Below are 21941 nucleotides of genomic sequence, written 5' to 3'. Positions count from 1 at the left end.
CCGTAGTTGTACAGGGCCTAGTGTCTGAAACTTCACGCTCCGTTGGGTCGTGTGTTCAGGCGGCGCAGTTGTCGCTCGGCCGAATGTACGATCAACTCTACGTATTTTAGCGTCTAATGTCCGGTATCCGGGTTCTCACATGCGGATTGCGAGGTCAGATACCGGTCACCAGATCGTATGGCGTAGCGTCGACGCCAGTCCGGCGACATACGGGCGGGGGCCGGGAGGTCCGCGGATGCCGCCCGAGAGCGTATGAAAGGCCGATGTGTGGCGTACCGATACTTCTACGACTGCGAATTCATCGAGGACGGTCGCACCATCGAACTGGTCTCCATCGGAGTCGTGGATGAACTCGGTCGCGAGTATTACGCCGTCTCAACGGAATTCGATCCATCTAGGGCAATAGAGTGGGTGCGGCGCAACGTGCTCGACAAGCTGCCCGGACCGGCGAGCTCGCTGTGGAAGGACCGCGCGACGATCCGCGACGAGCTGTACGAATTCCTGGTCTCGCCGGTGCGCAAGAAGACCGGTTCGCATCCGGGGGAGCGCATCGAGCTGTGGGCCTGGTACGGCGCTTACGATCATGTGGTGTTCGCGCAGCTGTGGGGCGCCATGCCGGAGCTGCCGCGGGCGCTGCCGCGGATGACCAAGGACCTGCGCCAGCGCTGGGACGACCTGGGGCGCCCGGAACTGCCGGTCGCGCCCGACTCCGAACTCCACGACGCGCTGACGGACGCCAAACTCAACCTCGACCGCTGGGCCGCTTTGGAGGCGGCCCGCAAGGGTCGCTCCGAGGATTCTTATAGCCTGTAATCTACATCGGGTGAGGTTATATGTTATAAGATATAACCTTTGTATGCTCGGGTGTGATACTTCGGGTGAGTCCGGCGGAAGGCACGGCGCACCCGACCGGACTTACGGAGTGAACAGTGCGGGGCGAGGGGCGGAGTCAAGCGCGGCGTCGCCGTTTCGCCCGGGCGCCGGGCCGTGCGTTCGCCCGCCCGGGGCGGGCTCGAGTTCATCGAGTTCACGCTCTTCGGCTACCGCTCGCCCGCGCGCGGGGCCGGGCGGGGCCGGGCGGTGCCGGGCGGTTGCGAGCTCGACTGAGACGGCACCGCTCGCCCGCGCGCGGGGGCCGGGCGCGACGTCTCCGTGCCGCTTGAGGGCCGGGTCGTGTGGCCGACCGGGTTTGCGGCCCCGGGCCGGGGCCGCGAAGTGCCGAGATAGGCTGAGCGGAGTTTTCGGCAATGAAGCCGCCCAGTTGACAGAATCTCACTCTAGGGAGTACGACGCATGCGCATTGGCGTGCTCACCGGCGGCGGTGACTGCCCCGGTCTCAACGCGGTCATCCGTGCCGCGGTCCGCAAAGGCACCAAGGAATACGGCCACGAGTTCGTGGGCTTCCGCTACGGCTGGAAGGGCCCGATCGAAGGCATCACGCAGCCTCTGGACTGGGACACCGTCGAGAACATCCTCGACCAGGGCGGCACGATCCTGCACTCCTCCCGCACCAACCCCTACAAGATCGAGGGGGGCGTCGAGGCGATCAAGAAGAACATGGCCGCGCTCGACGTCGACGCGCTGATCGCCATCGGCGGCGAGGACACGCTGGGCGTCGCCACGAAGCTGACCGCCGACGGCGTCAACTGCGTCGGCGTCCCGAAGACCATCGACAACGACCTCTCGGGCACCGACTACACCTTCGGCTTCGACACCGCCGTCAACATCGCCACCGAGGCGATCGACCGGCTGTGGACCACCGCCGAGTCGCACGACCGCTGCATCGTCGTCGAGGTCATGGGCCGCCACGCCGGCTGGATGACCCTGCACGCGGGCATCGCGGGCGGCGCCAACGCCGTGCTCATCCCCGAGGTCGAGTTCGACATGCAGCAGGTGGCCGACTTCGTCAAGGAACGCATGGACGCCGGCAAGGCCACCATCGTCGCCGTCTCCGAAGGCGCCACGGCCAAGGGCGGCGAGATGCAGCTCAAGGACGCCGAGGTCGACGCCTTCGGGCACGTCAAGCTCGGCGGCGTGGGCGACTGGGTCGCCGGTGAGATCAAGAAGCGCACCGGCTCCGAGACTCGCGCGATCATCCTCGGCCACCTCCAGCGCGGCGGCACCCCGACCGCGTTCGACCGGGTCCTGGCGACCCGCCTCGGCCTGGAGGCCGCCGCCGCGGTCAACGACGGCGACTTCGGCAAGATGATGGCGCTCCAGGGCACGAACATCGTCCGCATCCCGATCCACGAGGGCACCGACGTCCTCAAGACCGTTCCGGTCGAGCGTTACAAGGACGCCGAGGTCTTCTTCGGCGCCTAGGGCCGAGGTCTGTTGCGGTTCCGCAGGGCGCGGGCCCGCACTGATATCCCCGTGCGAAGCACAACCACTGGCACGTCCGGTTCGTTAGACCGGGCGTGCCAGTGGCTTTCTCAGGGGATACCGGCGAGCTCCCGCAGCTCACCGATTTCACGTTTCACAAGACCCTGCTCGACGTCGACTTCGAGGGCGTCCCGATCACGGGACTCGACGCCGACTTCTACCGCCGTCCGGTCGCGGGCCGCCTGCTCAGCGTCGGCGTGTACCGGTTCGCCGGAGCAGAGACCCACCGGGCCTGGGGATGGGTCGGCGAGGAGCACTGCTCCTGGCACGCCTACCGCAGTGCCGACGGCTTCGACGGCCCCTTCCGCGGCTGCCCCGACCTGCGCGTGCTCTCGGCCCGGGGACGGGCGTTCGGGTTCGAGCTAGGTTCCGGCGGCCTGTGCCGCCGCTTTCTTCTCGGCGCGCGCCGCGCGCCTGGTGTAGACGATCGCGGCGATCGTGATCGCCAGGCCGATCCCGAGGCCGGCGCCCTGGAGAGCGTGTGACACCGCGGGCACGAACGCCAGGACCGCCACCGGCACCTGCACGATGAGGACGATCCCCGCCAGGAGCCACCTGCTGCGCCCGGCGCCCCACAGCAGCGCCGTCCAGATCGGAGCGATGACGATCGCGAGGCTCGCGATGTCGAGGAATCCGTGGAGCCACGGGTTGTGCACCCGGTCGTGTTGGAAGGCCATCGCGGGACTCGCGACGGCGACGAGCATGCCGGCGACGGTCGCCACGAAGGCAAGACGACGTGTCATACCAGACCTCCTACGTGTAACGAATCCTTGACGTTACGCGCGGTAGTCTCCCATGTCTGTCGGGAATCTTCCACTTTGCGCAGCTCGGGCCTTTCGTCTTCGCTGCGAGGCCGGTTCACGGCCTCGCGGAGCGAGCGAACGGACCGCTTCCCGCAGCCGGACCCGTCGGCCAGGCCCACACGGCCTCGCGAGCGAGCGGACTCGGGTGTCGCCCCCGAGCCCTCAGCGGTGCGGATGCCGCGGATCCGGATCTCCGGTGCGGCCTTGTGCCGTCCCCGAGCCCTCAGCGGTGCGTCTTCGCCAGCTCGGCCGCCTCGACCGTGTGGCGCAGCAGCAGCATCGTCGTCACCGGGCCGACGCCACCGGGCACCGGCGTGATCGCGCTTGCCAGCGGCGCGACCGCCTTGTAGTCCACATCGCCGACCAGACCCCCGTCCGGCGTCGGGTTCGTGCCGACGTCGATCACGACCGCGCCGGGCTTGACGAACTCCGCGCCGATCATCTGCGCGCGGCCCACCGCCGCCACCAGCACGTCCGCCTCCCGGCACACCGCCGCGAGGTCCTTGGTCCGCGAGTGGCACACGGTCACCGTCGCCGACTCGTTCACCAGCAGCAGCGCCGCGGGCTTGCCGACCACCGTCGAGCGCCCCACCACGACCGCCCGCGTGCCCTCAAGCTCCACGCCCTCGTGCTTCAGCAGCTCCAGCACGGCCGCGCTCGTCGCCGGGGCGAACGTGCGCCGCCCCTGCGCCAGGCGGCCCAGGCTCTCCGAGTTCGCGCCGTCGACATCCTTGAACGGGCTGATGTGCCAGCCCACCTCCGCGAGGGTCACGCCCTCGGGCAGCGGCGTCTGGCAGATGACGCCGTGCACGGCCGGGTCGGCCGAGAGCTCCTGGAGCTTCGCCACGATCTCGTCGCGGCCGGGGTTCTCCAACTGCTCGATCCGGCAGTCCAGTCCGACCTTCCCGGCGGTCTTCGCGATCGACCGCACGTACCAGGCCGTGCCCTCGTCGTCGGTCGGCACGACCACCGCCAGCGTCGGCACGACGCCCTCGCCGCGCAGCCGCTCGGCCGCCGCGGTCACTTCCTCGCGCAGCGCCTTCGCGACCGCGCGCCCGTCGATGTCCTTCACGCCCTGATCCTCTTCGCCACGGCCTGCATGATCGCCTCGGCCTGCACCTTCGCCTGGAGTGACTCGTTGAGCGCGCTTGCCAGCCGCTCGCGCACCTCGGCGTCCTTGATCGACACCAGGTTGATGTCGACGTTCAGCGCCGCCGACTCCAGCGCCGACTTCGCGCTCGACGCGGCCACGGCCACGTCCGAGAGCACGTTCGGGTTCGAGCCGTCCAGGATCCGTCCCGAGAGGCGGATGACCTGCGCCGACACCTTCGCCACGGCGAGCGGCACCTCGGCGGCCTCGGCCAGCCCGGCCTGGATCGCCGCGGTGCGGGCCGCCTTCTCCTCGTCGGTGCCCTTCGGCAGCTTGTAGGCCGCCACCACGCCCGAGAAGGCCTCGGCGTCGTCCTCGGCGAGCTGGAGGGCCTCGGCGCGGAGCCGCTCGGCCTCGGCCAGCGCCTCGCGCATGACCTCCTCATGCTCGGCGAACTTCGGCTTCCCGATCGTCAGGTTGCACACCATCGACACCAGGGCCGCTCCGGTCGCCGCGTTCATGCCCGCCGCCGCGCCGCCGCCGGGCGCGGGCAGCTCCGACGCCAGGTCGGTCAGCCAGTCTTCAATCGTCGTCTTGCGCACCAGGCCAGCGTAGACGCGTTCCGAGAGGTGGGATGTCTGCGATCGACCGAATGTGGCGTGTCGGCGTGTCAGTGCCGGAGGCGATGAGCGCTCGCGTGTGCCGGTTCACCCACTGGGAAGGCCGAAACGGCTTTGTACCCGGCCGAAACACCCAAGTACGATTGCCGCGTGAACCGCCAATGGCATGATCTGCGAAACCCTGGTCTCGTCCCCGTCGTAGCCGACGCGGAGGAAGCCGAGCGCTATCAGCTCGACGCCTGGCGGAGCTTGCCCAGGGAGCAGACTCCGCCGTGGCCTGACTACGCCGAGGTCGAGGACGTGGCCGGGGTGCTCGCGGGCGTCCCGCCGATCGTCGCCCCCTATGAGGTCGACCACCTGCGCAACCAGCTCGCCGAGGTCTGCGAGGGACGCGCCTTCCTCCTCCAGGGCGGCGACTGCGCCGAGACGTTCCTGGACAACACCGAGCACCACGTGCTCGCGAACATGCGCACGCTCCTGCAGATGGCGGTCGTGCTCACCTACGGGGCGTCGCTGCCGGTCATCAAGGTCGGCCGCGTCGCCGGCCAGTACTCCAAGCCGCGCTCCAAGGCCACCGACGCGCTCGGCCTGCCGGTCTACCGCGGCGACATGTTCAACTCGCTCGAGGCCAACGCCGAGGCGCGCGTGTGCGACCCGCAGCGGATGATCCGCGCCTACGCCAACGCCGCCGCCGCGATGAACATGCTCCGCGCCTACCTCAAGGGCGGCCTCGCCGACCTCCAGGCCGTCCACGACTGGAACAAGGACTTCGTCCGCAACTCGGCCGCGGGCGAGCGCTACGAGGCGATCGGCCGCGAGATCGACCGCGCCGTCGCCTTCATGGCCGCCTGCGGCGTCGAGGACGACGCCCTCCACACCGCCGACGTGTACGCCTCCCACGAGATGCTCGCCATCGAGTACGACCGGGCCCTGACCCGCATCTTCGACGGCAAGGCCTACGGCCTGTCGGGGCACATGCTGTGGAACGGCGAGCGCACCCGCCAGCTGGGCGGCGCCCACATCGACTTCCTGTCGCGCGTGGCCAACCCCGTCGGCTGCAAGATCGGCCCGACCGCCACGCCCGAGCAGGTCGTGGAGATGTGCCAGAAGCTCAATCCGGACAACGTCCCGGGCAAGCTCGTGATCATCACGCGCATGGGCCACAAGAACGTCCGCACGGTCCTGCCCCCGATCGTCGAGAAGGTCGAGGCGGCGGGCTGCAAGGTCGTGTGGCAGTGCGACCCGATGCACGGCAACACCTACGAGGCCGCCTCCGGCTACAAGACCCGCGCGTTCGACCAGGTCGTCGACGAGGTCCTCGGCTTCTTCGAGGTGCACCGCCAGGTGGGCAGCCACCCCGGCGGCATCCACATCGAGCTGACCGGCGAGGACGTCACCGAATGCGTCGGCGGCGCCCAGGAGATCCGCGACGACCAGCTGTCCTCCCGCTACGAGACGGCCTGCGACCCGCGCCTGAACACGCAGCAGTCGCTGGAGCTGGCGTTCCTCGTGGCCGAGATGCTGCGCCACTGACAAGTACCGCGTGGCAGGGGCGTCCCCGCCCGGGGACGCCCCTGCCACGTCTCAGTCGCCCGACCGCAGCCGCTCCGCCAGCTCCCCGTACGTCGGGCCCAGCTCCCGCAGCGCCGCCGCGGCTCGCTCGGCCCGCCCGGTGGTCACCTCGTACTGGAGACTCCCGACGAGCTCGGACTGCCGCGAGACGAGCGCGGCCGCCGAGCGCCTGTCGATCCCCGAGAGGCACACCGCGGCGTCGGCGAGCCGCCGCGCCCCGACGTGGATGGCGAAGTGCGTCAGGTGGCCATGCGTCTCCTCCGGCAGCCCCTCCTCGATCAGCGCCGCCAGGCGCTCGGCGGCCTCCCCGTTGCGCAGCGTCCCGGGCGGCACCGGGTGCCCGTGCTCGCCGGTGAGCCACGCGACCGCGGCGCCGATCGTGCGCTCGACCGCGTCGGCGACCTCGACCTCCCGCGCCTTCGCGAAGCCGGTCCTCGCCGTGTACGACTCGCCGTAGCCGAGGGTGTCGGTGCGCCAGGCGTCCAGGAACCGCTCGACGGGCAGGGTCGCGAACGGGTGCCCCGCGGGGTCGTGGAAGCGGACCATGCCGCCGGTGACGCCGAGTGCCACGACGCAGTGGTCGGCGCCGATCGGCTCGCCGAGCCCCGGCCGGTGGTCGTGCAGGCCCATCTCGACCGGCCCGACCAGGACCGGATCGGCCGTCTCCGCCTCGCGCAGCAGCCGCTCGGCCTCCTCGCGGTCGCCGGAGGTCCGGCGGCACTCCCAGCCGAGCGCGGCCAAGGCCGCGTCGATCCCGATGTCGCCGTCCCACCCGGCCGGGTCGAAGAACGGCGTGGTCCCGCCGAGCAGCTGCATGCCGAACGGCGAGCCGGTCAGCACCTCGATCACGGCCGGACCGGGCGAGGCGTCCCCCAGGCACATGTCGAGCGCATTCGCGTAGCAGTAGGAGCCGGAACCGGTGTAGGGAAAGAACATCGTGCCTCCATTGGCGCTTGTCCGCGACGGTCCGGTATGGAACCGTTGAGGATCACCGGGCATCGCGACGACGATCCCGGATCTGGACAGACGGTACAATTTTGAATTTTCCCCCGCAAGTTCGATGGAGCACCCGTGATCGCACACGACCTGTTCCTGCTCGGAGGCGTCTTCCCCGGCACCACCCCCGCCGAGACCCTGCGGCACCTGGTCGGCCACGCACAGGCCGCCGAGGCCGCGGGCCTGGCCGGGGCCTGGGTCGCCGAGCACCACTTCATCGAGTACGGCGCGAACCCCTCGGCCACGCTCATGGCCGCGCACCTGCTCGCCGCCACCGAGCGGATCCAGATCGGGACCGCCGTGGCGGTCCTGTCGAACCGCCACCCGGTCGCCCTCGGGGAAGAGGCCGCGACCCTCGACGCGCTGGCCCCCGGCCGGTTCCGCCTCGGCGTCGGCCGCGGCGGCCCGTGGATCGACCTCGACGTCTTCGGCACCGGCCTCGACCGGTTCGAGCACGGCTTCGAGGAGGGCCTGCGGCTGCTGGCGCGCTGGCTGTCCGGAGAAGAGGAGATCGCCCACGCCGGGGAGTTCTTCGACGTGCTGCCGGTGCGGGCCATGCCTCCCGGAAGCGGCGGGCCGCTGTGGGTGGCGGCGACGAGCGAGCGCACCGCCCGCCTCGCCGCCAGGCTCGGGCTGCCGCTGCTGCTCGGCATGCACGCCGCCGACGAGGACCACGCGGTCCTCATCGGCGCGTGGCGGCGCGAGGCCGAGGCGCACGGGTTCGACCCCGAGAAGGCCGAGCACGTCTCGACGCACCTGGCGCAGGTCGGCGGCGCGGCGGAGACCGAACGGCTGCGGCGCTCGCTCACCGAGCTGCTGGAGCGCGGCGTCGGCCAGTACGTGAGCCTCAGACCGGGCCGCACCGCGCGCGACCACGCGTCTTATGTGGACTGGATGATCGAGCGGCACGCGGTCGGCTCCGCCGGGCACGTCGCCGAGCGGCTGGCCGCCTCCGCCGAGAAGACCGGCGTGTCGCGGCAGCTCCTGCTCGCCGAGGGGCTCGGCGAGACCGCGGCCGTGCGCGACAACATCGCCGCGCTCGGCGAGGCCCTCAGCGGTACGGCGGCGCCATCGGCGGATACACCGGCTGGTACCGCGGCCACGCGTCCCGCCCGCCCTGCCTGAACCACTGGTTCGCCGAGCCGGTGCACAGGCACAGCAGCGTCACGATCGGCAGCGCCAGCGCCAGCAGCGTCCCCACCACCTCGGAGCCGTCCACGGGCGTGCCCGCGTAGTCCTCCACCTCGAACTGCGTGTAGAGGCCGACGAAGCCGAACACGATGATCCCGAGCATGACGACGACCGTCATGACCTGCGCCGAACGGCGTCCGGCGCCGAGCTTCGCGGCGAGCACTCCGAACAGGATCGCGGCGGCCACGACGCCCGCGAACACGGCCGCCGTCAGGACCACGAGGTTCTCGGCGCCTTCGAGCACGTCCTCGTCGATGCCGAGCTCGTTGACGATGCCGGTCATGAACAAGACCGCGAACGTCCCTCCGAAACCGCAGCAGACGAGGAACGAGAACTGGATCCACATGAGCACCTGCGCCGCGGTGATGGTGCCGGGCTTGCGGTACAGCACTTCGAGCGAGTCGTTCGGCGGCGGTGTCACGGGCGCTCCCTCCGAGGCAGGGACGGTTTTCGAGTCTACGGCTCTTCCGCCAACTGGTCCTCGACGCGATACCGGAACCACGCGTTCGCCTCCGGTGAGCACAGGCAGGCCAATGTCACGGCCTGCAATCCCAAGAACGGCGCCGTGGTGATGAACGTGGCCGAGGGAGCGTACGAGACCAGGACTGCGGCGACGGTGCCCGCCGCGAGCAGTGCGGTGGAGACGAGGGCCGCGATCCGCGCCCGGCGGTCCGCGTCGTTGATGCGCCGGTTGAGCGCGGAGGTGTAGGCGGCCGCGACCGGAATGCAGAGGAGCAGCAGCCAGAACTGCCAGTCGGCGTAAGAGGGGCTGACGGCGTCCAAGAGCACCACGGCGAAGGCGGGCCACCAGAAGACGGCCGGGGCGATGCCTCCGCAGAAGAAGTAGACGACCTGGAGCCAGAGCGCGACCTGCGCGGCGGTGACCGTCCCCGGCTTGTCGGGGCCGGGGTCGATATCGGAGAGGTCCATGCGCCAAGTCTGCCCTGCGCGGCAGGTGGAGACGGTCCTCAGCGGCCGAGCGACCACTCCAGAGCGTCCAGGACGGTCCGGTCGCGGTACTCGAAGCCCTTGGACTCCAAGACGGCCGGGATGATCTTGGTGCTGCGCAGCATCTCGGTCGCGGCCTCGCCCGCGACCAGTTTCACCGCCCAGCCGGGGATGACCCACGGCGCGGGCCGGTGCGTGACCGCCGCGAGCGCCTGGACGAAGCCGCGGTTCGTCACCGGCGTCGGACCGACCATGTTGACCGGTCCGTCCACGTCGCTGTCCAGCAGGAACTCCACGGCGCTCACCCAGTCGCGCCGCGAGATCCACGGCATGTACTGGCGGCCGCCGCCGAACCTGCCGCCGAGGAACCACCGGTAGGTGGGCAGCATCCGCTTCAGCACCTCGTTGCGCCGGTCAAGGACGTGGCCGCTGCGCAGCCGGACCACCCGCGTCCCCGCCTCCTGCGCCGGGACCGTGGCCCGCTCCCACGCCAGGGCCGTCTTGCCGAGGAAGTCGGCCGACGCCGGAGTCCGCTCGTCGACCGGCACGTCGGCCCTGTCGCCGTACCAGCCCGCCGCCGAGGCGTTGACCAGGACCGGCACCTCGGCGCGCGCCACGGCTTCGGAGAGGACCTTCGTGGGGATGACGCGGCTGGCGCGCAGGTGCCGCTTGTAGGCCGCGTTCCAGCGCCGCCCGCCGACCGGGGCGCCGCACAGGTTCACCACCGCGTCGACGCCGTCCAGGACGGCGGTGTCCAACTCGTTCCGATAGGGGTCCCACTGGATCTCGTCGTCGTCGCGAGGCGTCCGGCGCACCAGACGGACGATGTCGTTGCCTTCCAGCGCGCCTCGTAGCGCGGTGCCGAGGGAGCCGCTCGATCCGGCCATGACGATCCGCATGGGACCACCTTATGGCGTGTGCGCCGGGTAGTGCTCGGCATACCAGTCTTGCACCTGCCTGCGCAGGTAGGGGGCCTGGAGTTCCGCGTCGGTCTGGACGGAGGCCAGCGTCCGCGCGGCGAGGGCGCGGCGCCACTCCAGTTCGGCGGCGCGCATCGCGGCGTCGATGGCGCACGGCGCGCGGAAGGCCGACTCCGGCAGGTCGGCCCAGACACCGTTCTGGCGGATCTCGTCGCACCGGAAGGCCTCCTCGGGGCCTTCGATGGCGGTGAGGACGTCCATGAGCGTGATGTCCTCCAGGCTCCGGGCGAGCCGGAAGCCGCCGCGCTTGCCGGGCGTGGAGGTGAGGATGCCGGCGCGGACGAGCGGCTGCAGCTGCTTGTTGAGGTAGGCGGGCGGCAGGCCGTACCCGGCGGCGAGGCGGGCGGTGGAGACCGGTTCGTCGACGCCCATCCAGTCCAGCAGCAGGCAGCAGTGCGCGGCCCATTCGACGCCTTCGCTGATACGCATAACCAGAGATTACACATCCGGGTTCGATGCTCACCGGGGTTGTGTGACGTGGCTCAAGGCGCTTGTGAAATGATTCCTGGACATATAATATCTAGATAAGAAACATCCAGGAACGACAGGAGCGATCCGAATGAACACGCCCACCGCCGCCCAGCCGCTCGTCACCCGCGCCGCCGCCGCCGAGCGGCTCGACCACGCCCAGCGGTCGGTCATGACGCTGCTGGCCGACTCCTCGCAGACCGCCGGGGCACTGTCCGTCACCCGCTCGACCTTCCCGGCGGGAGGCGACGGCGCGCCGCCCCACTTCCACGGCGACGCGAGCGAGTCGCTGTTCGTCATCGACGGCGCGCTCCAGGTCCTCGCGGGCGAGGAGATCGTCGTCCTCGAAGCGGGCGACTTCATCAGCCTGCCGCCGGGCCTGCCGCACGCCTTCGGCGCGGCTCCGGGCGCCGACGCCGACGTGCTGGCGGTCTTCACCCCGGCCGCCGACCGGTTCGACTACTACCGCCTCCTCGCGCGAGTGGCGGCGGGCGAGGCCGATCCGGCCGAGATCGCCGCCTCGGGCGAGCGCTTCGACAACCACTACGTCGACAGCCCCGCCTGGCAGACGGCCAGGTCCTAATCGAGAGCCGGGCTCACAGGCCGAGGCGCTTCCGGTTCAGACCGCCGAGGCGGGTCTGGTAGCCGACGCCCGCCTTGAGCCCGGCCATCACCGACTTCTGGAGGGTGTTCTCGGTCGGCAGCTCCTCCATCGGCGTGTCCGGCGTCCTGGCGAACACGAAACGCCAGATGTCGTCGTGCCCGCCCGCGTTCGCGTACGTCTCGGGGCCCACCAGGTCGAACAGCGCCCCGAACTTGAGGATGTTCGACCGCTCGGGCAGCCAGTCGCGCAGCTGCGGGTCGAGCAGCCACGACGAGCACATGAACGTCATCGGCCGCTCCGGTCCGAACAGCTCGGGGAACTTCGCAGGGAAGAACTCGAGCGCCCGCTCCACCGAGTCCCGGACCGACTCCGGACCGAGCGGGCCGCCCTCGCCGCGGATGTGCAGCCCCATGCGCGGCGCCGCCTTCGTCCCCTCCATGCAGAACTGGAGCCGCCCGAGCTGGTAGATCGTGCCGCGCACGTGCGCGGTGAACCAGAACGCCACGTCGAGCCCGGGGCGGCCGTACATCTGGCGGTTGAGCCGCAGCTTCTCGCCGATGTCCTGGAGCACGAGCCGGGACTCGGCCTCGTCCACACCGATGCCGCGGTGGAAGTCGATCATGAGCGGCACGGCCTCCAGCAGCGGATAGAGGCCGACGAAGCGCTCGGCGTCGCCCGCGTCGGCCGGGGGCTTCGGCCAGCGCAGCCACATCCGCCCGCCCATGTCGTCGGCGATCGAGCGGTACATCCGGCCCGCCAGGTCGAGCAGGCCGTCGTCGAGGCCGCGGGCGGCCTCGGCCGCGGCGAGGGCGTCTTCTGGGTCGGCCCCGCACCATTCGAGCAGCAGTTCCCGCACCCGGTCGGGGTCGGGCTTCGGCAGCGGAGGGACGGTTCCTGACGGCGGTAGGTCATCGGTCACCGGCCTATGTCACCACGGGCCGCCCCCGCGCGGCAACTCCGGGTCGGCCCCCATAGTCTGGCCGGGTGCGACGGTTGTTGACGCCCCCATGGCTCGTCCTGCACTTCTTCGCCGTGGTGCTGACGACCGGATTCGGCGTGCTCGGCTGGTGGCAGCTGACCCGCGCCCAGCACGGGAACGCCATCAGCTGGGGCTACGCGTTCGAGTGGCCGCTGTTCGCGCTGTTCACCGTCGCGCTGTGGGTGCGGCAGATGCGCGTGGAGCTGAGCAAGGACCGCCCCGCGGCGCCGCGGCGCCGCGAGGAGCCGCCCCCGATGACCTCGCCGTTCGAGGGAGGCATCCTGGAGGCTCGCCTGGATGACGCCGAGTTCAGCATGAACGCCCGACGCAGTGATGCCGAGCTCAGCCTGCACGCCCGGCAGTCCGAATTCGACCCGAACCGGGGGAGTACCGCATGAACGCCGCTCTGAAGCGATTCCGCATCGTCGCCTGGATCGTCGGCACGTTCCTCATCGCGCTCATGTTCGTGGCCATGCCGATGAAGTACTTCGCGGACAACGACGTGCTCGTGACGGCCATCAGCCCGATCCACGGCCTGTGCTACATGATCTACCTGGTGCTCGGCTTCCACCTGGCCCAGCAGGCCGGATGGAAGCTCTGGCCGCACACCATAGGGCTGCTGCTGGGCGGCACCGTCCCGATCGGCTCGTTCTTCGTCGAGCGCTGGGCGCACAACCGGATCCTCGAGGAGCACCCGCAGGCCGCCGACCCGAAGGTCCGCGAGCCCGCCGCTTAGCCGTCCTCGCCGGTGCCCTGCTCGAGGTAGGAGCCGCCCACGACGGTCTCCCAGTCGAGGTCCCACGTGGTGAACCCATCGCCCTGCGGCAGCGTGCGCCCCGTGTTGAGCACCACGACCGGGTCGCCCCAGCGCACGAAGTTGTAGATCCACTCGCCCATCTCGTTGGTGACGTTGATGCAGCCGTGGGAGATGTTCTCCTTGCCGAGCGCGTCCGCCGCCCACGGCGCGCCGTGGATGAACTGGCCGCTGAACGTCAGCCGCATCGCCCATTTGACCGGGGTCTCGTAGTCGTAGAGGTCGGAGACGAACGTCGACTCCTCCTCGCGGCTCATGATGGTCATGTGGCCTTCGAACGAGCGCGTGTCGTTGCCGTCGGTCTCGTCGGCGCCCAGCGCGATCGGGATCGTCTGGACGATCACACCGTCCTGGTAGGCGCGCAGCTGCTTGGTGTCGTTGTCGGCTTCGAGCTTGCGGGCCTCGGAGTCGATGTCGAAGACCGTCTCGGCGTCGTACTCGCCGTACTTGTCGTTGCCGATCGGCAGGCCGCCGATCGCGAGCCGCACCGTGACCTGCGTGTTCGGCTGCCAGTACTCCTTGGGCCGGTATTCGAGCGCGCGGCCGGTGATCCAGTGCCACGAGCCCTCCTGCGCGGGCTCGGAGCTGACGAACAGGCGCCGCTCGACCCCCTTGCGCAGGTCCTCGGGGATCTCGTAGTCGATGAAGCGGAAGGCCAGGATCGCGGCCTGGCCGACGGTGGAGTCCTGGGCCGGCAGGTAGTTCTCGATCGAGACGCGGTTGCCCGGCGAGGCGATGGTGGTGAACGTCGAGGTCGCCGTGACGGCGATCCCGGCGTCGTCCTCGGCACTGACCGAGGCGGTGTAGGTGGTCTCCCACTCCAGCGGGGCGGCCGGGATCCACGTGGCCCCGTCGGGGTGCATGTCGCCTTCGACGGCGTTCCCGGCGGCGTCGGTCAGCTTGAACTCGGTGAAGGTGCCCTTCTCGACGGTCCAGGCGATCTCGGCGGCGGCCGTGGCGTCGGTGGCGCCGTCGGCGGGGGTGATGGTGACGGTTGCGGCGCTGACGGGCTCCTCAGGTTCCTCGTCGTCCGAGCCGCTGATGGTGCCGGTCTCGTCAGAGCAGGCGGTCAGGGTGACGGCGGCGACGCCGGCGGTGAGGGCGCCGCGCCTGGTGATAGAGGAGCGTCCGATCGTCATGCCCCCACAGTACACATTGTGAACGAGGCTCATTCAGGGTCGATCGCCGAACGTGATCTCAGCGGATGCTCAGGTGGACGTGGTTGGTGTGGTCCGAGGACGGGTCCCCGTTCCCGCCGTTGTAGGACCGCCACCCCGAGGAGGGGAACCAGATCTGGCGGTACCAGATGACGTACTGCACACCCAGTTCGTGAGCGTTCTCGGTGAACCACGCGGCGAGGTTCTGGCCGTAGTCGTAGTCGTCGCCGCCCGCGTCGCCGCCGAAGCCGCCGGGCTGGGCGGAGAAGTCGCAGGCGCGGCCCTTCGGGTGCTCGCCCGAGCCGCTGGGCCGGTAGCAGCTGACGTACCTGGTGAAGCCCGCGATCTGGGCCTGCTCCAAGGCGTGGAGCGTGCGCGGGGTCACGCAGCCGTCGGCCGGGGTCGGGTCGTCCTCGGTGCAGCCCTGGTAGGGCAGCGTCCCGTCGGCGTTGCGCGGCGCGGGCTCGGCCGCGGGGGCGTCGCTGGCGCTGGGGCCGTCCGACGCGTCGCCGCCGGAGGCGGCCAGCTCGCGGGCGGCCTCGTCCCGGGCGTCCTCCATCTCGTCGGTGACGTCCTCCTGCTCGGCGATGGTGTCGGCGAGGGTCTGCTGCGTCGCCTCGATCTCGGACAGGCGCGTGGTGAGCTGGTGCAGGCGGTCGGCGCGCGATTCGCCGAGGAACTCGAGCATGGTCATCGCGTTGAGCGCCTGCGTCGGGTCGCCCGAGGCCATGATCGCCGACATCGACTGCATGTCCGAGGTGGTGTACGCGATGTAGGCGTACTCGTCGAGCTCGGCGGTGAGCTCCTCGACCTCGGTCCGGGAGTCCGCCAGCTCCGCTTCGAGGTCCTCCTGCTGCTGTTCGAGCGAGGCCAGCTCGTCCTGGGCGTTGAGGTAGTCCTCGATGGCCTGGCTGAGGCCCGAGGAGGCCCCTTCCTCCTGCGCGGAGGACTGGGAGGCGGGTGCGACCAGGAGGACGACGGCGACGACGGCGACGATCGGGAAGGAGAGGAGGCGCCGCGCCGCGGACGTGGCGGCGGGGCGTGCGTCGGTACCGTTCAAAGCGGGAGGGTCCTTCGGGTGCTTGAGGCCGAGTGGACGTGTCGCCGTACAGCGTAGAACGCGAATACGGCTCGGCGTATACCGGGTCGCGGGCGCGACCGGGCGACTCAGGGCCTGGTCTGTCCACCGGGCCGGGTGGTATCCGGCCCACCGGTCCCCGCCCGCTCCGCATGAAGGCCGCGTTGCCGGGCGCCCCGATGCGACACCGGTTCACGGCGCTGCCCCTTGCACTATGGCCTCGGTAACTCGGTCCCCTGTGAACGCCCCACCAAAGGGTAGGATGGTTCGAAATTGAACCGGTGAGGGCCAGGGAAGGGAGGCCGGTGATGAGCGCGGGAGACTTCGAGAGCCGCTGGCTCGCCCCCGAGGTGAACGCCGTCTGGACCCAGTTCCTGACCGTCACCCACCGGCTGGAGCAACAGATCGAGCGGCGCCTCCAGGACTACCACGGCATCTCCCACACCCAGTACGAGGTCTTGGTGCGCCTCGCCGACGCCGACGGTGCCCGCCTGCGCATGAGCGAGCTCGCCGAGCGCATCGTCACCGCCAAGAGCGCCGCCACCTACCAGGTCAAACGCCTCGCCGACATGGGCCTGGCCGAGACCTTCAAATGCGAGGAGGACAACCGGGCCACCTGGGTCGTCCTCACCGACGCCGGACGCGAGCGCCTGGAGGAGACCGCGCCGTGCATCCTCTCGCTCGTGCGCGAGCTGTTCCTCGACTCCCTCGACTGCCACCAGGCCGCCGAGCTCACCGAACTCCTCACCACATGGTCGGCCAACCTCGACGACACCGAACGGCCCGTCAAGACGCAGTGATCATTTCCCGGCCGCCCCATCGGTGTAGGGTCAGGCCGTGTCAACCTTTCCGCGACCCGAGGTCACGGCGCCCTACCGGGTCGCCGGCCTCGCCGACCTGGTCCCCGCAGCGAAGGACTCCGAGCTCACCGTCACCGGCGTGAGCCTCGCCGCCGCCCTCGTCGAACCGGGGGACCTCTTCGCGGCGCTGCCCGGCGCCAGGCGCCACGGCGCCGAGTTCGCCGAGCAGGCCGCCGAGCGCGGCGCCTCCTGCGTCCTCACCGACGCCCGCGGCGCCGAACTCGTCGCCGGGCGCCTGCCCGTCCTGGTCGCGGACGAGCCCCGCTCGCTCACCGGCGCCGTCGCCGCCCGCGTCTGGGGCGAGCCGTCGCACCACCTCAACCTCATCGGCATCACCGGCACCAACGGCAAGACCTCCACGGCCTACCTCGTCGAGGCCGGGCTCGCCCGCGCCGGGCGCACCACCGGCATCATCGGCACCGTCGAGACCCGCATCGCCGACCAGGTCATCCGCTCCGAGCGCACCACCCCCGAGGCCCCCGAGCTCCAGGCGCTCCTGGCCGTCGCACTCGAACGCGGCGTCACCGACGTGGTCATGGAGGTCTCCAGCCACGCCCTCGCCCTCGGCAGGGTCGCCGGATGCCGCTTCGCCGCCGCCGGGTTCACCATGTTCGGCACCGACCACCTCGACTTCCACGCCGACCTCGACGACTACTTCAACGCCAAGGCGAAGCTGTTCGACGGCCGCGCCGAGACGGCGATCCTCAACGCCGACGACGCGCGCGTCGCCACCCTCGCCGACGAGAAGACCCTCCTGTTCTCCCTGGAAGACCCGCGCGCCGACTACTACGCCTCGGACATCGCCGCCGACGGCTTCACCCAGACCTTCACGCTGCGCAGTCCCCGCGGCAAGGCCGAAGGCCGCGTCAACATGCCCGGGCGCCACAACGTCGCCAACGCCGCGCTCGCCGCGGCCCTCCTCGAAGCCGTCGGCGTCGACCTCGCCGAAGGACTCGACGGCATCGCCTCCTGCCGCGGCGTGCCCGGCCGCATGGAACTCGTCTCCGGGACGGCCCCCGTCCGCGGCGTGGTCGACTACGCCCACAAGCCGGAGGCCATCACCGCCGTCCTCGGCTCGCTGCGCGAGTCGACCCCCGGCAAGGTCATCGCCATCCTCGGCGCCGGAGGCGACCGCGACCGCTCCAAGCGGCCACTCATGGGCGCCGCGGCCGCCACGGGCGCCGACGCCGTCATCGTCACCGACGACAATCCGCGCACTGAGGACCCCGCGCGCATACGCGACGAGGTGGCCGCCGCCGTGCGAGGCGTGCCCTGTCGTAATATTCCGGGGCGGGAGCTCGCCGTCCGGGAGGCCGTGGGCCTGGCCGCCCCGGGCGACACCATCGCCCTGCTCGGCAAGGGCCACGAGACGGTCATCGAGACCGCCGAGGGCCCGGTGGAAAGCGACGACCGCGAGCTGCTCGCCAGAGCGCTGCTCGAAGTCGGCTGGGTCGAGTCACCCGCATAAGAGCACTCACCAATCGAACAGGAGGAGCCGCCGCGTGATCCCCATGAGCCTGGCCGACATCGCCACCGCCGTCGAAGGCAGACTGAACGAGACGGCAGACCCCGAGGCGATCGTCACCGGGGGGATCGAGCACGACTCCCGCAAGGTCGGCCCCGGCGGGCTGTTCCTGGCGATCCCCGGCGCCAAGGTCGACGGGCACGACTTCGCGCCGAAAGCCGCCGCCGAAGGCGCGGCGGCCACCATCGCGAGCCGCCCGATCGACTCGCCGGCGGTCTACGTCGACGACACCCTCCGCGCCCTTGCCGCCCTCGCCCGCGAAGTGGCCCGCCGCAGCGAGGCCACCGTCGTGGGCGTCACCGGCTCCAACGGCAAGACCTCCACCAAGGACCTCATGGGGCAGCTGTGCGCGAGCCTCGGCCCCACCGTCGCCACCCAGGGCAACTTCAACAACGAGCTGGGCCACCCCTACACCGTCTGCCGCGTCGAACCCGAGACGCGCTACCTCGTGCTCGAACTCGCCGCCCGCGGCGTCGGGCACATCACCGACCTGTGCGAGATCGCCCCGCCGGACATCGGGGCCGTCCTCAACGTCGGCATCTCCCACCTCGACGGCTTCGGCGACATCGAGACCACCGCGCGGGCCAAGAGCGAACTGCCGCGCTTCCTCGCGCCAGAAGGCACCGCCGTCCTCAACGCCGACGACCCGCGCGTCGCGGCCATGGCCGCGAAGACCCGCGCCCAGGTGCTCACCTTCGGCGTCACCGAATCCGCCGACATCGCCGCGATCGGCCTCGATCCCGGCGACGGCCGCCACCGCTTCACCCTCCGCACCCCCGACGGCGACGCCCCCGTCCAACTGCGGCTGTGGGGCGGCCACCACGTCTACAACGCGCTCGCCGCCGCCGGGGTCGCCTGGCGGCTCGGCGCGAGCCCCGACCACATCGCCGACCAGCTCTCCCGCGCCGGACGCCAGTCCGAGCGCCGGATGGACGTCTTCACCCTCCCCGACGGCACCACCGTCATCGACGACTCATACAACGCCAATCCCGCCTCGATGGGCGCCGCCATCCGCGCCCTCGGCCAGGTCCCCACGGCCGGACGCCGCATCGCGGTCCTCGGCCTCATGGCCGACCTCGAGGAACTCAGCGACCAATGCCACCGCCGCGCGGGCGAGCAGGCCGCCGAAGCCGGCGTCGACGAACTCATCGCGGTCGGCGACGGCACCGAACCCATCATCGACGGCGCCGACGGAGTCGCCGCCGCAACCCACGTACCCGACCAGACCGCGGCCATCGAACTGCTGCGGAACCGGCTGCGCCCCGGCGACACCGTCCTGGTGAAAGGCTCCCGCTACCGCACCTGGGAAGTCGCCGACCACTTGCGCGCCAAGGAGGACAACGACAAGTGAGAGCAGTAATCATCGCCGCGTTCGTGGCGTTCGCGCTCACCATGGCGCTCACCCCCGTCGCGGCCAACGCCTTCCGCAGGCTCAAGGCCGGGCAGCCCATCCGCACCGACGGACCCCAGACCCACCTCGCGAAGGCCGGCACCCCCACCATGGGCGGCGTCGTCTTCATCGTCACCACCGTCGTCGCCTACATCGTCGGCCACCTCGTCCTCATGGCCCTCCCCGAGGCCGAGACCCACCAGTTCTCCCGGCCGACCAACTTCACCGCCACCGGCATCGTCCTCATCGGCCTGTTCGTGGCCTGCGGCTTCGTCGGCTTCATCGACGACTGGCTCAAGATCCGCAAGAAGCACTCGGGCGGCATCTCCGGCAGGATGAAGATGCTCGGCCTCACCATCGCCGCCGCCGTCTTCGGCATCATCGCCCTCTACTACACCGGCTCGGTCGACGACCCCGACATCTCCGACACCGTCGCCACCCCGTACCTCTCCTTCACCCAGGACATCGACTGGCTGCCGCTGACCAAGATCGGCGCCGTCATCGTCTTCGTCTTCATCGTCAACGCCACCGCCAACGGCGTCAACCTCACCGACGGCCTCGACGGCCTCGCCACCGGCGCGTCCATGATGGCCTTCGCCGCCTACCTCATCATCGGCTTCTGGCAGTACCGCCACTGGTGCGGCGGCGCGGGCGGGAGCCTCTCTCCGAACTACTGCTACGACGTCCGCGACCCCCTCGAGATCGCGCTCATCGCCGGAGCCGCCGCCGGAGCCATGTTCGGCTTCCTGTGGTGGAACACCTCGCCCGCGAAGATCTTCATGGGCGACTCGGGTGCCCTGGGCCTCGGCGGCCTCATCGGCGGACTCGCGCTCGCCTCCAAGACGATCCTGCTGCTGCCGATCATCGGCGGCCTGTTCGTCATCATCACCTTCTCGGTGATCATCCAGACGATCTCCTACAAGACCACCCGCCGCCGCGTCTTCCGCATGGCGCCGCTCCAGCACCACTTCGAACTCGCCGGATGGTCCGAGGTCAACATCGTCGTCCGCTTCTGGATCATCGCCGGCATCGGCATGGGGATCGGCCTCGGCTTCTTCTTCGCCGACTTCCTCAGAGTCGCCGGGTAGATAGAGTATGGACATGGCCGACCGCTTCCTCGTCGCCGGCGCACGGGTCGCCGGAGCCGCGTGCGCCGAGGCGCTGCTGATGCGCGGCAAGACCGTCACCGTCTACGACCGCGACGACTCCGAGCGGATCGCCGCGCTCGCCGCCCTCGGCGCCCGCACCGTCGTCGCCGACGGCTTCGACACCGCACTGCTCGATGACGTCGAGGAGGTCGTCCTCTCGCCGGGCTTCCCGCCCCACCACCCGATCGCCGTCGCCGCCCGCGAACGCGGGCTCGACACCTACTCCGAGCCCGAGCTCGCCTGGCGCCTGCGCGGCCCCGGCGCCCCGCCCTGGCTCGCCGTCACCGGCACCAACGGCAAGACCACCACGGTCACCATGCTCGCCGCCATGCTCCGGGCGGGCGGCCTGCGCAGCGCCGCCCTCGGCAACATCGGCGAACCGCTCGTCCACGCCGCGAACGGTCCCTACGACGTGCTCGCCGTCGAGCTGTCCAGCTACCAGCTGCACTGGTCGGCCGAACTCACGCCCGCCGCCGGGGCGATCATCAACCTCGCCCCCGACCACCTCGACTGGCACGGCGGCTTCGACGCCTACGCCGAGGCCAAGACCGCCGTCTGGCGCGGGGGAGCGGCCGTGGTCAACCTCGACGACACTGCCGTGACCGCCCTCGCCAAGAACACGAACGCCGAGACCACCGGCTTCACGCTCGACGAGCCCGCCCCAGGCCAGTTCGGCGTCGCCCTCGGCTTCCTCGTCGACTACACCGGCGGCGAACCCGTCCGGATCTGCTCGGCCGACGAGGTGCACCCGCCCGGCGCCCACAACGTCGCCAACGCGCTCGCCGCCGCCGCCCTCGCCCGCGGCGTCGGCGTCTCCTGCGAGGACATCGGCCGGGCCCTGCGCGAGTACACCCCCGAGCCGCACCGCAACGCCACCGTCGCCGAGACCGGCGGCATCCGCTGGGTCGACGACTCCAAGGCCACCAACCCGCACGCCGCCGCCGCCGCGCTCGCCGCCTACGACCCGATCGTGTGGATCGCCGGAGGCCAGCTCAAAGGCGTCGACGTCGGCGACCTCGTCGCCCGCTTCGCGCCGCGCATGCGGGGGGCGGTCCTCCTCGGACAGGACCGGGCCCTCATCGCCGACGCGCTGGCGCGACACGCCCCGGACCTCCCCGTCACCGTGCTCGACGGCGACGACGATGCGGTCATGACCGATGTCGTCGCCCACGCCGCCGCCTACGCCAGCCCCGGTGACACCGTCCTGCTCTCGCCCGCCGCGGGCTCCTACGACATGTTCCAGAACTACGCCCACCGCGGGGACGCCTTCGCCGCCGCCGTCGAACGCCATCCGTCCGCGGCGGCCCCGTCGGAAGAGCCGAGCGAGACGTCGTGA

The 21941-nt window shown here is 70.7% G+C and carries 24 protein-coding genes; 12 read left to right on the top strand and 12 right to left on the bottom strand.

The features are described 5' to 3' along the window. Positions 1-267: 267 nt before the first annotated feature. Positions 268-813, top strand: a complete 546-nt coding sequence (locus H613_RS0102590) for a polyadenylate-specific 3'-exoribonuclease AS (protein WP_026922573.1) — start codon at positions 268-270, stop codon at positions 811-813. 480 nt (positions 814-1293) lie between these two features. Beyond that, complete coding sequence (locus tag H613_RS0102580) at positions 1294-2322, top strand: 6-phosphofructokinase (protein ID WP_026922572.1); 1029 nt, start codon at positions 1294-1296, stop codon at positions 2320-2322. A gap of 110 nt (positions 2323-2432) precedes the next feature. Here H613_RS0102580 and H613_RS30595 read toward each other — a convergent pair whose 3' ends face one another. The 4 genes from H613_RS30595 to H613_RS0102560 form a co-directional block, all read right to left on the bottom strand. After that, complete coding sequence (locus tag H613_RS30595; RefSeq protein ID WP_156925776.1) at positions 2433-2639, bottom strand: hypothetical protein; 207 nt, start codon at positions 2637-2639, stop codon at positions 2433-2435. 105 nt (positions 2640-2744) lie between these two features. Beyond that, positions 2745-3125: a hypothetical protein gene (locus tag H613_RS0102570; RefSeq protein WP_035735565.1), complete on the bottom strand. Its 381-nt coding sequence runs from the start codon at positions 3123-3125 to the stop codon at positions 2745-2747. A 283-nt stretch (positions 3126-3408) separates the two neighbouring features. Then, the gene (locus tag H613_RS0102565; RefSeq protein WP_026922570.1) at positions 3409-4257 is read right to left on the bottom strand and encodes a bifunctional 5,10-methylenetetrahydrofolate dehydrogenase/5,10-methenyltetrahydrofolate cyclohydrolase; all 849 of its coding nucleotides are present in this window, start codon (positions 4255-4257) and stop codon (positions 3409-3411) included. Continuing rightward, positions 4254-4877 (bottom strand): cyclodeaminase/cyclohydrolase family protein, encoded by a 624-nt coding sequence (locus tag H613_RS0102560; RefSeq protein ID WP_026922569.1) that lies wholly within the window; start codon positions 4875-4877, stop codon positions 4254-4256. Before H613_RS0102560 ends, H613_RS0102565 begins: the two co-directional genes overlap by 4 nt. 189 nt (positions 4878-5066) lie before the next feature. On the opposite strand from H613_RS0102560, the gene H613_RS0102555 reads away from it, so the two are divergent. Beyond that, positions 5067-6428, top strand: coding sequence for a class II 3-deoxy-7-phosphoheptulonate synthase (locus tag H613_RS0102555; protein ID WP_026922568.1), 1362 nt, complete (start codon positions 5067-5069; stop codon positions 6426-6428). Positions 6429-6479: 51 nt separating this feature from the next. Here the strand turns inward: H613_RS0102555 and H613_RS0102550 are convergent, their stop codons facing one another. Beyond that, positions 6480-7403 (bottom strand): YobF C-terminal domain-containing protein, encoded by a 924-nt coding sequence (locus H613_RS0102550; RefSeq protein WP_026922567.1) that lies wholly within the window; start codon positions 7401-7403, stop codon positions 6480-6482. 135 nt (positions 7404-7538) lie between these two features. On the opposite strand from H613_RS0102550, the gene H613_RS0102545 reads away from it, so the two are divergent. Next, the gene (locus H613_RS0102545; protein WP_026922566.1) at positions 7539-8588 is read left to right on the top strand and encodes an LLM class flavin-dependent oxidoreductase; all 1050 of its coding nucleotides are present in this window, start codon (positions 7539-7541) and stop codon (positions 8586-8588) included. On the opposite strand, the gene H613_RS0102540 is transcribed toward H613_RS0102545, so the two are convergent. From H613_RS0102540 to H613_RS0102525, 4 genes are read right to left on the bottom strand one after another with little or no spacing between them, the layout of a single operon-like run. Next, positions 8515-9075, bottom strand: a complete 561-nt coding sequence (locus H613_RS0102540; protein WP_026922565.1) for a hypothetical protein — start codon at positions 9073-9075, stop codon at positions 8515-8517. The genes H613_RS0102545 and H613_RS0102540 overlap by 74 nt on opposite strands. A 35-nt stretch (positions 9076-9110) precedes the next feature. Then, positions 9111-9584 (bottom strand): hypothetical protein, encoded by a 474-nt coding sequence (locus H613_RS0102535; protein WP_026922564.1) that lies wholly within the window; start codon positions 9582-9584, stop codon positions 9111-9113. Positions 9585-9622: 38 nt separating this feature from the next. Continuing rightward, positions 9623-10501: a TIGR01777 family oxidoreductase gene (locus H613_RS0102530; protein ID WP_026922563.1), complete on the bottom strand. Its 879-nt coding sequence runs from the start codon at positions 10499-10501 to the stop codon at positions 9623-9625. A 9-nt stretch (positions 10502-10510) separates the two neighbouring features. Further along, positions 10511-11011 carry an RrF2 family transcriptional regulator gene (locus H613_RS0102525; RefSeq protein WP_026922562.1) on the bottom strand — a complete coding sequence of 167 codons (501 nt, stop codon included), beginning with the start codon at positions 11009-11011 and terminating at the stop codon, positions 10511-10513. Between the two features lie 130 nt (positions 11012-11141). Between H613_RS0102525 and H613_RS0102520 the strand changes: the two genes are divergently transcribed. After that, a complete protein-coding gene (locus H613_RS0102520; protein WP_035735562.1) occupies positions 11142-11633 on the top strand; it encodes a cupin domain-containing protein in 492 nt (163 codons plus the stop codon). Between the two features lie 13 nt (positions 11634-11646). On the opposite strand, the gene H613_RS23940 is transcribed toward H613_RS0102520, so the two are convergent. Beyond that, the gene (locus H613_RS23940) at positions 11647-12573 is read right to left on the bottom strand and encodes an acyltransferase domain-containing protein (protein WP_156925774.1); all 927 of its coding nucleotides are present in this window, start codon (positions 12571-12573) and stop codon (positions 11647-11649) included. A gap of 65 nt (positions 12574-12638) precedes the next feature. Here H613_RS23940 and H613_RS28825 point away from each other — a divergent pair, with 65 nt between their 5' ends. Both H613_RS28825 and H613_RS0102505 read left to right on the top strand, forming a co-directional pair. Continuing rightward, the gene (locus tag H613_RS28825) at positions 12639-13031 is read left to right on the top strand and encodes an SURF1 family protein (RefSeq protein WP_156925773.1); all 393 of its coding nucleotides are present in this window, start codon (positions 12639-12641) and stop codon (positions 13029-13031) included. Continuing rightward, complete coding sequence (locus H613_RS0102505) at positions 13028-13369, top strand: DUF3817 domain-containing protein (RefSeq protein WP_026922560.1); 342 nt, start codon at positions 13028-13030, stop codon at positions 13367-13369. The genes H613_RS28825 and H613_RS0102505 overlap by 4 nt, the downstream gene beginning before the upstream one ends. On the opposite strand, the gene H613_RS0102500 is transcribed toward H613_RS0102505, so the two are convergent. Further along, positions 13366-14586, bottom strand: coding sequence for a L,D-transpeptidase (locus H613_RS0102500; protein WP_051392839.1), 1221 nt, complete (start codon positions 14584-14586; stop codon positions 13366-13368). The genes H613_RS0102505 and H613_RS0102500 overlap by 4 nt on opposite strands. Positions 14587-14644: 58 nt before the next feature. Further along, entirely contained in the window at positions 14645-15664 is a 1020-nt protein-coding gene (locus H613_RS0102495) for a VldE C-terminal domain-containing protein (protein WP_051392838.1), read from the bottom strand. 326 nt (positions 15665-15990) lie between these two features. Between H613_RS0102495 and H613_RS0102490 the strand changes: the two genes are divergently transcribed. Genes H613_RS0102490 through murD form a run of 5 tightly spaced genes read left to right on the top strand, consistent with a single transcriptional unit; the run spans position 15991 to position 21941 of the window. Beyond that, positions 15991-16482 (top strand): MarR family winged helix-turn-helix transcriptional regulator, encoded by a 492-nt coding sequence (locus H613_RS0102490; RefSeq protein ID WP_035735559.1) that lies wholly within the window; start codon positions 15991-15993, stop codon positions 16480-16482. A 37-nt stretch (positions 16483-16519) separates the two neighbouring features. Continuing rightward, positions 16520-18010: a UDP-N-acetylmuramoyl-L-alanyl-D-glutamate--2,6-diaminopimelate ligase gene (locus tag H613_RS0102485; RefSeq protein WP_026922556.1), complete on the top strand. Its 1491-nt coding sequence runs from the start codon at positions 16520-16522 to the stop codon at positions 18008-18010. Between the two features lie 34 nt (positions 18011-18044). Continuing rightward, the gene (locus H613_RS0102480; protein WP_026922555.1) at positions 18045-19418 is read left to right on the top strand and encodes a UDP-N-acetylmuramoyl-tripeptide--D-alanyl-D-alanine ligase; all 1374 of its coding nucleotides are present in this window, start codon (positions 18045-18047) and stop codon (positions 19416-19418) included. Further along, a complete protein-coding gene (gene mraY / locus H613_RS0102475; RefSeq protein WP_026922554.1) occupies positions 19415-20545 on the top strand; it encodes a phospho-N-acetylmuramoyl-pentapeptide-transferase in 1131 nt (376 codons plus the stop codon). Before H613_RS0102480 ends, mraY begins: the two co-directional genes overlap by 4 nt. A 13-nt stretch (positions 20546-20558) precedes the next feature. Further along, positions 20559-21941, top strand: coding sequence for a UDP-N-acetylmuramoyl-L-alanine--D-glutamate ligase (murD, locus tag H613_RS23930; protein ID WP_245598440.1), 1383 nt, complete (start codon positions 20559-20561; stop codon positions 21939-21941).

Origin of the sequence: Glycomyces arizonensis DSM 44726 (genome assembly GCF_000482705.1) — a bacterium.
In the GTDB taxonomy this organism is placed as follows: Bacteria; Actinomycetota; Actinomycetes; order Mycobacteriales; family Micromonosporaceae; genus Glycomyces; species Glycomyces arizonensis.
Note: the sequence above shows the minus strand (reverse complement) of the source record. Positions and strands in the feature narration are given on the sequence as shown.

Coding starts and splice junctions, on each gene's coding strand:
- H613_RS0102550 (WP_026922567.1), bottom strand. CDS start 7,403: ATGTTCTTTCCCTACACCGGTTCCGGCTCCTACTGCTACGCGAATGCG.
- H613_RS0102570 (WP_035735565.1), bottom strand. CDS start 3,125: ATGACACGTCGTCTTGCCTTCGTGGCGACCGTCGCCGGCATGCTCGTC.
- H613_RS0102490 (WP_035735559.1), top strand. CDS start 15,991: ATGAGCGCGGGAGACTTCGAGAGCCGCTGGCTCGCCCCCGAGGTGAAC.
- murD (WP_245598440.1), top strand. CDS start 20,559: ATGGCCGACCGCTTCCTCGTCGCCGGCGCACGGGTCGCCGGAGCCGCG.
- H613_RS0102530 (WP_026922563.1), bottom strand. CDS start 10,501: ATGCGGATCGTCATGGCCGGATCGAGCGGCTCCCTCGGCACCGCGCTA.
- H613_RS0102500 (WP_051392839.1), bottom strand. CDS start 14,586: ATGACGATCGGACGCTCCTCTATCACCAGGCGCGGCGCCCTCACCGCC.
- H613_RS0102535 (WP_026922564.1), bottom strand. CDS start 9,584: ATGGACCTCTCCGATATCGACCCCGGCCCCGACAAGCCGGGGACGGTC.
- H613_RS0102520 (WP_035735562.1), top strand. CDS start 11,142: ATGAACACGCCCACCGCCGCCCAGCCGCTCGTCACCCGCGCCGCCGCC.
- H613_RS0102525 (WP_026922562.1), bottom strand. CDS start 11,011: ATGCGTATCAGCGAAGGCGTCGAATGGGCCGCGCACTGCTGCCTGCTG.
- H613_RS0102580 (WP_026922572.1), top strand. CDS start 1,294: ATGCGCATTGGCGTGCTCACCGGCGGCGGTGACTGCCCCGGTCTCAAC.
- H613_RS0102505 (WP_026922560.1), top strand. CDS start 13,028: ATGAACGCCGCTCTGAAGCGATTCCGCATCGTCGCCTGGATCGTCGGC.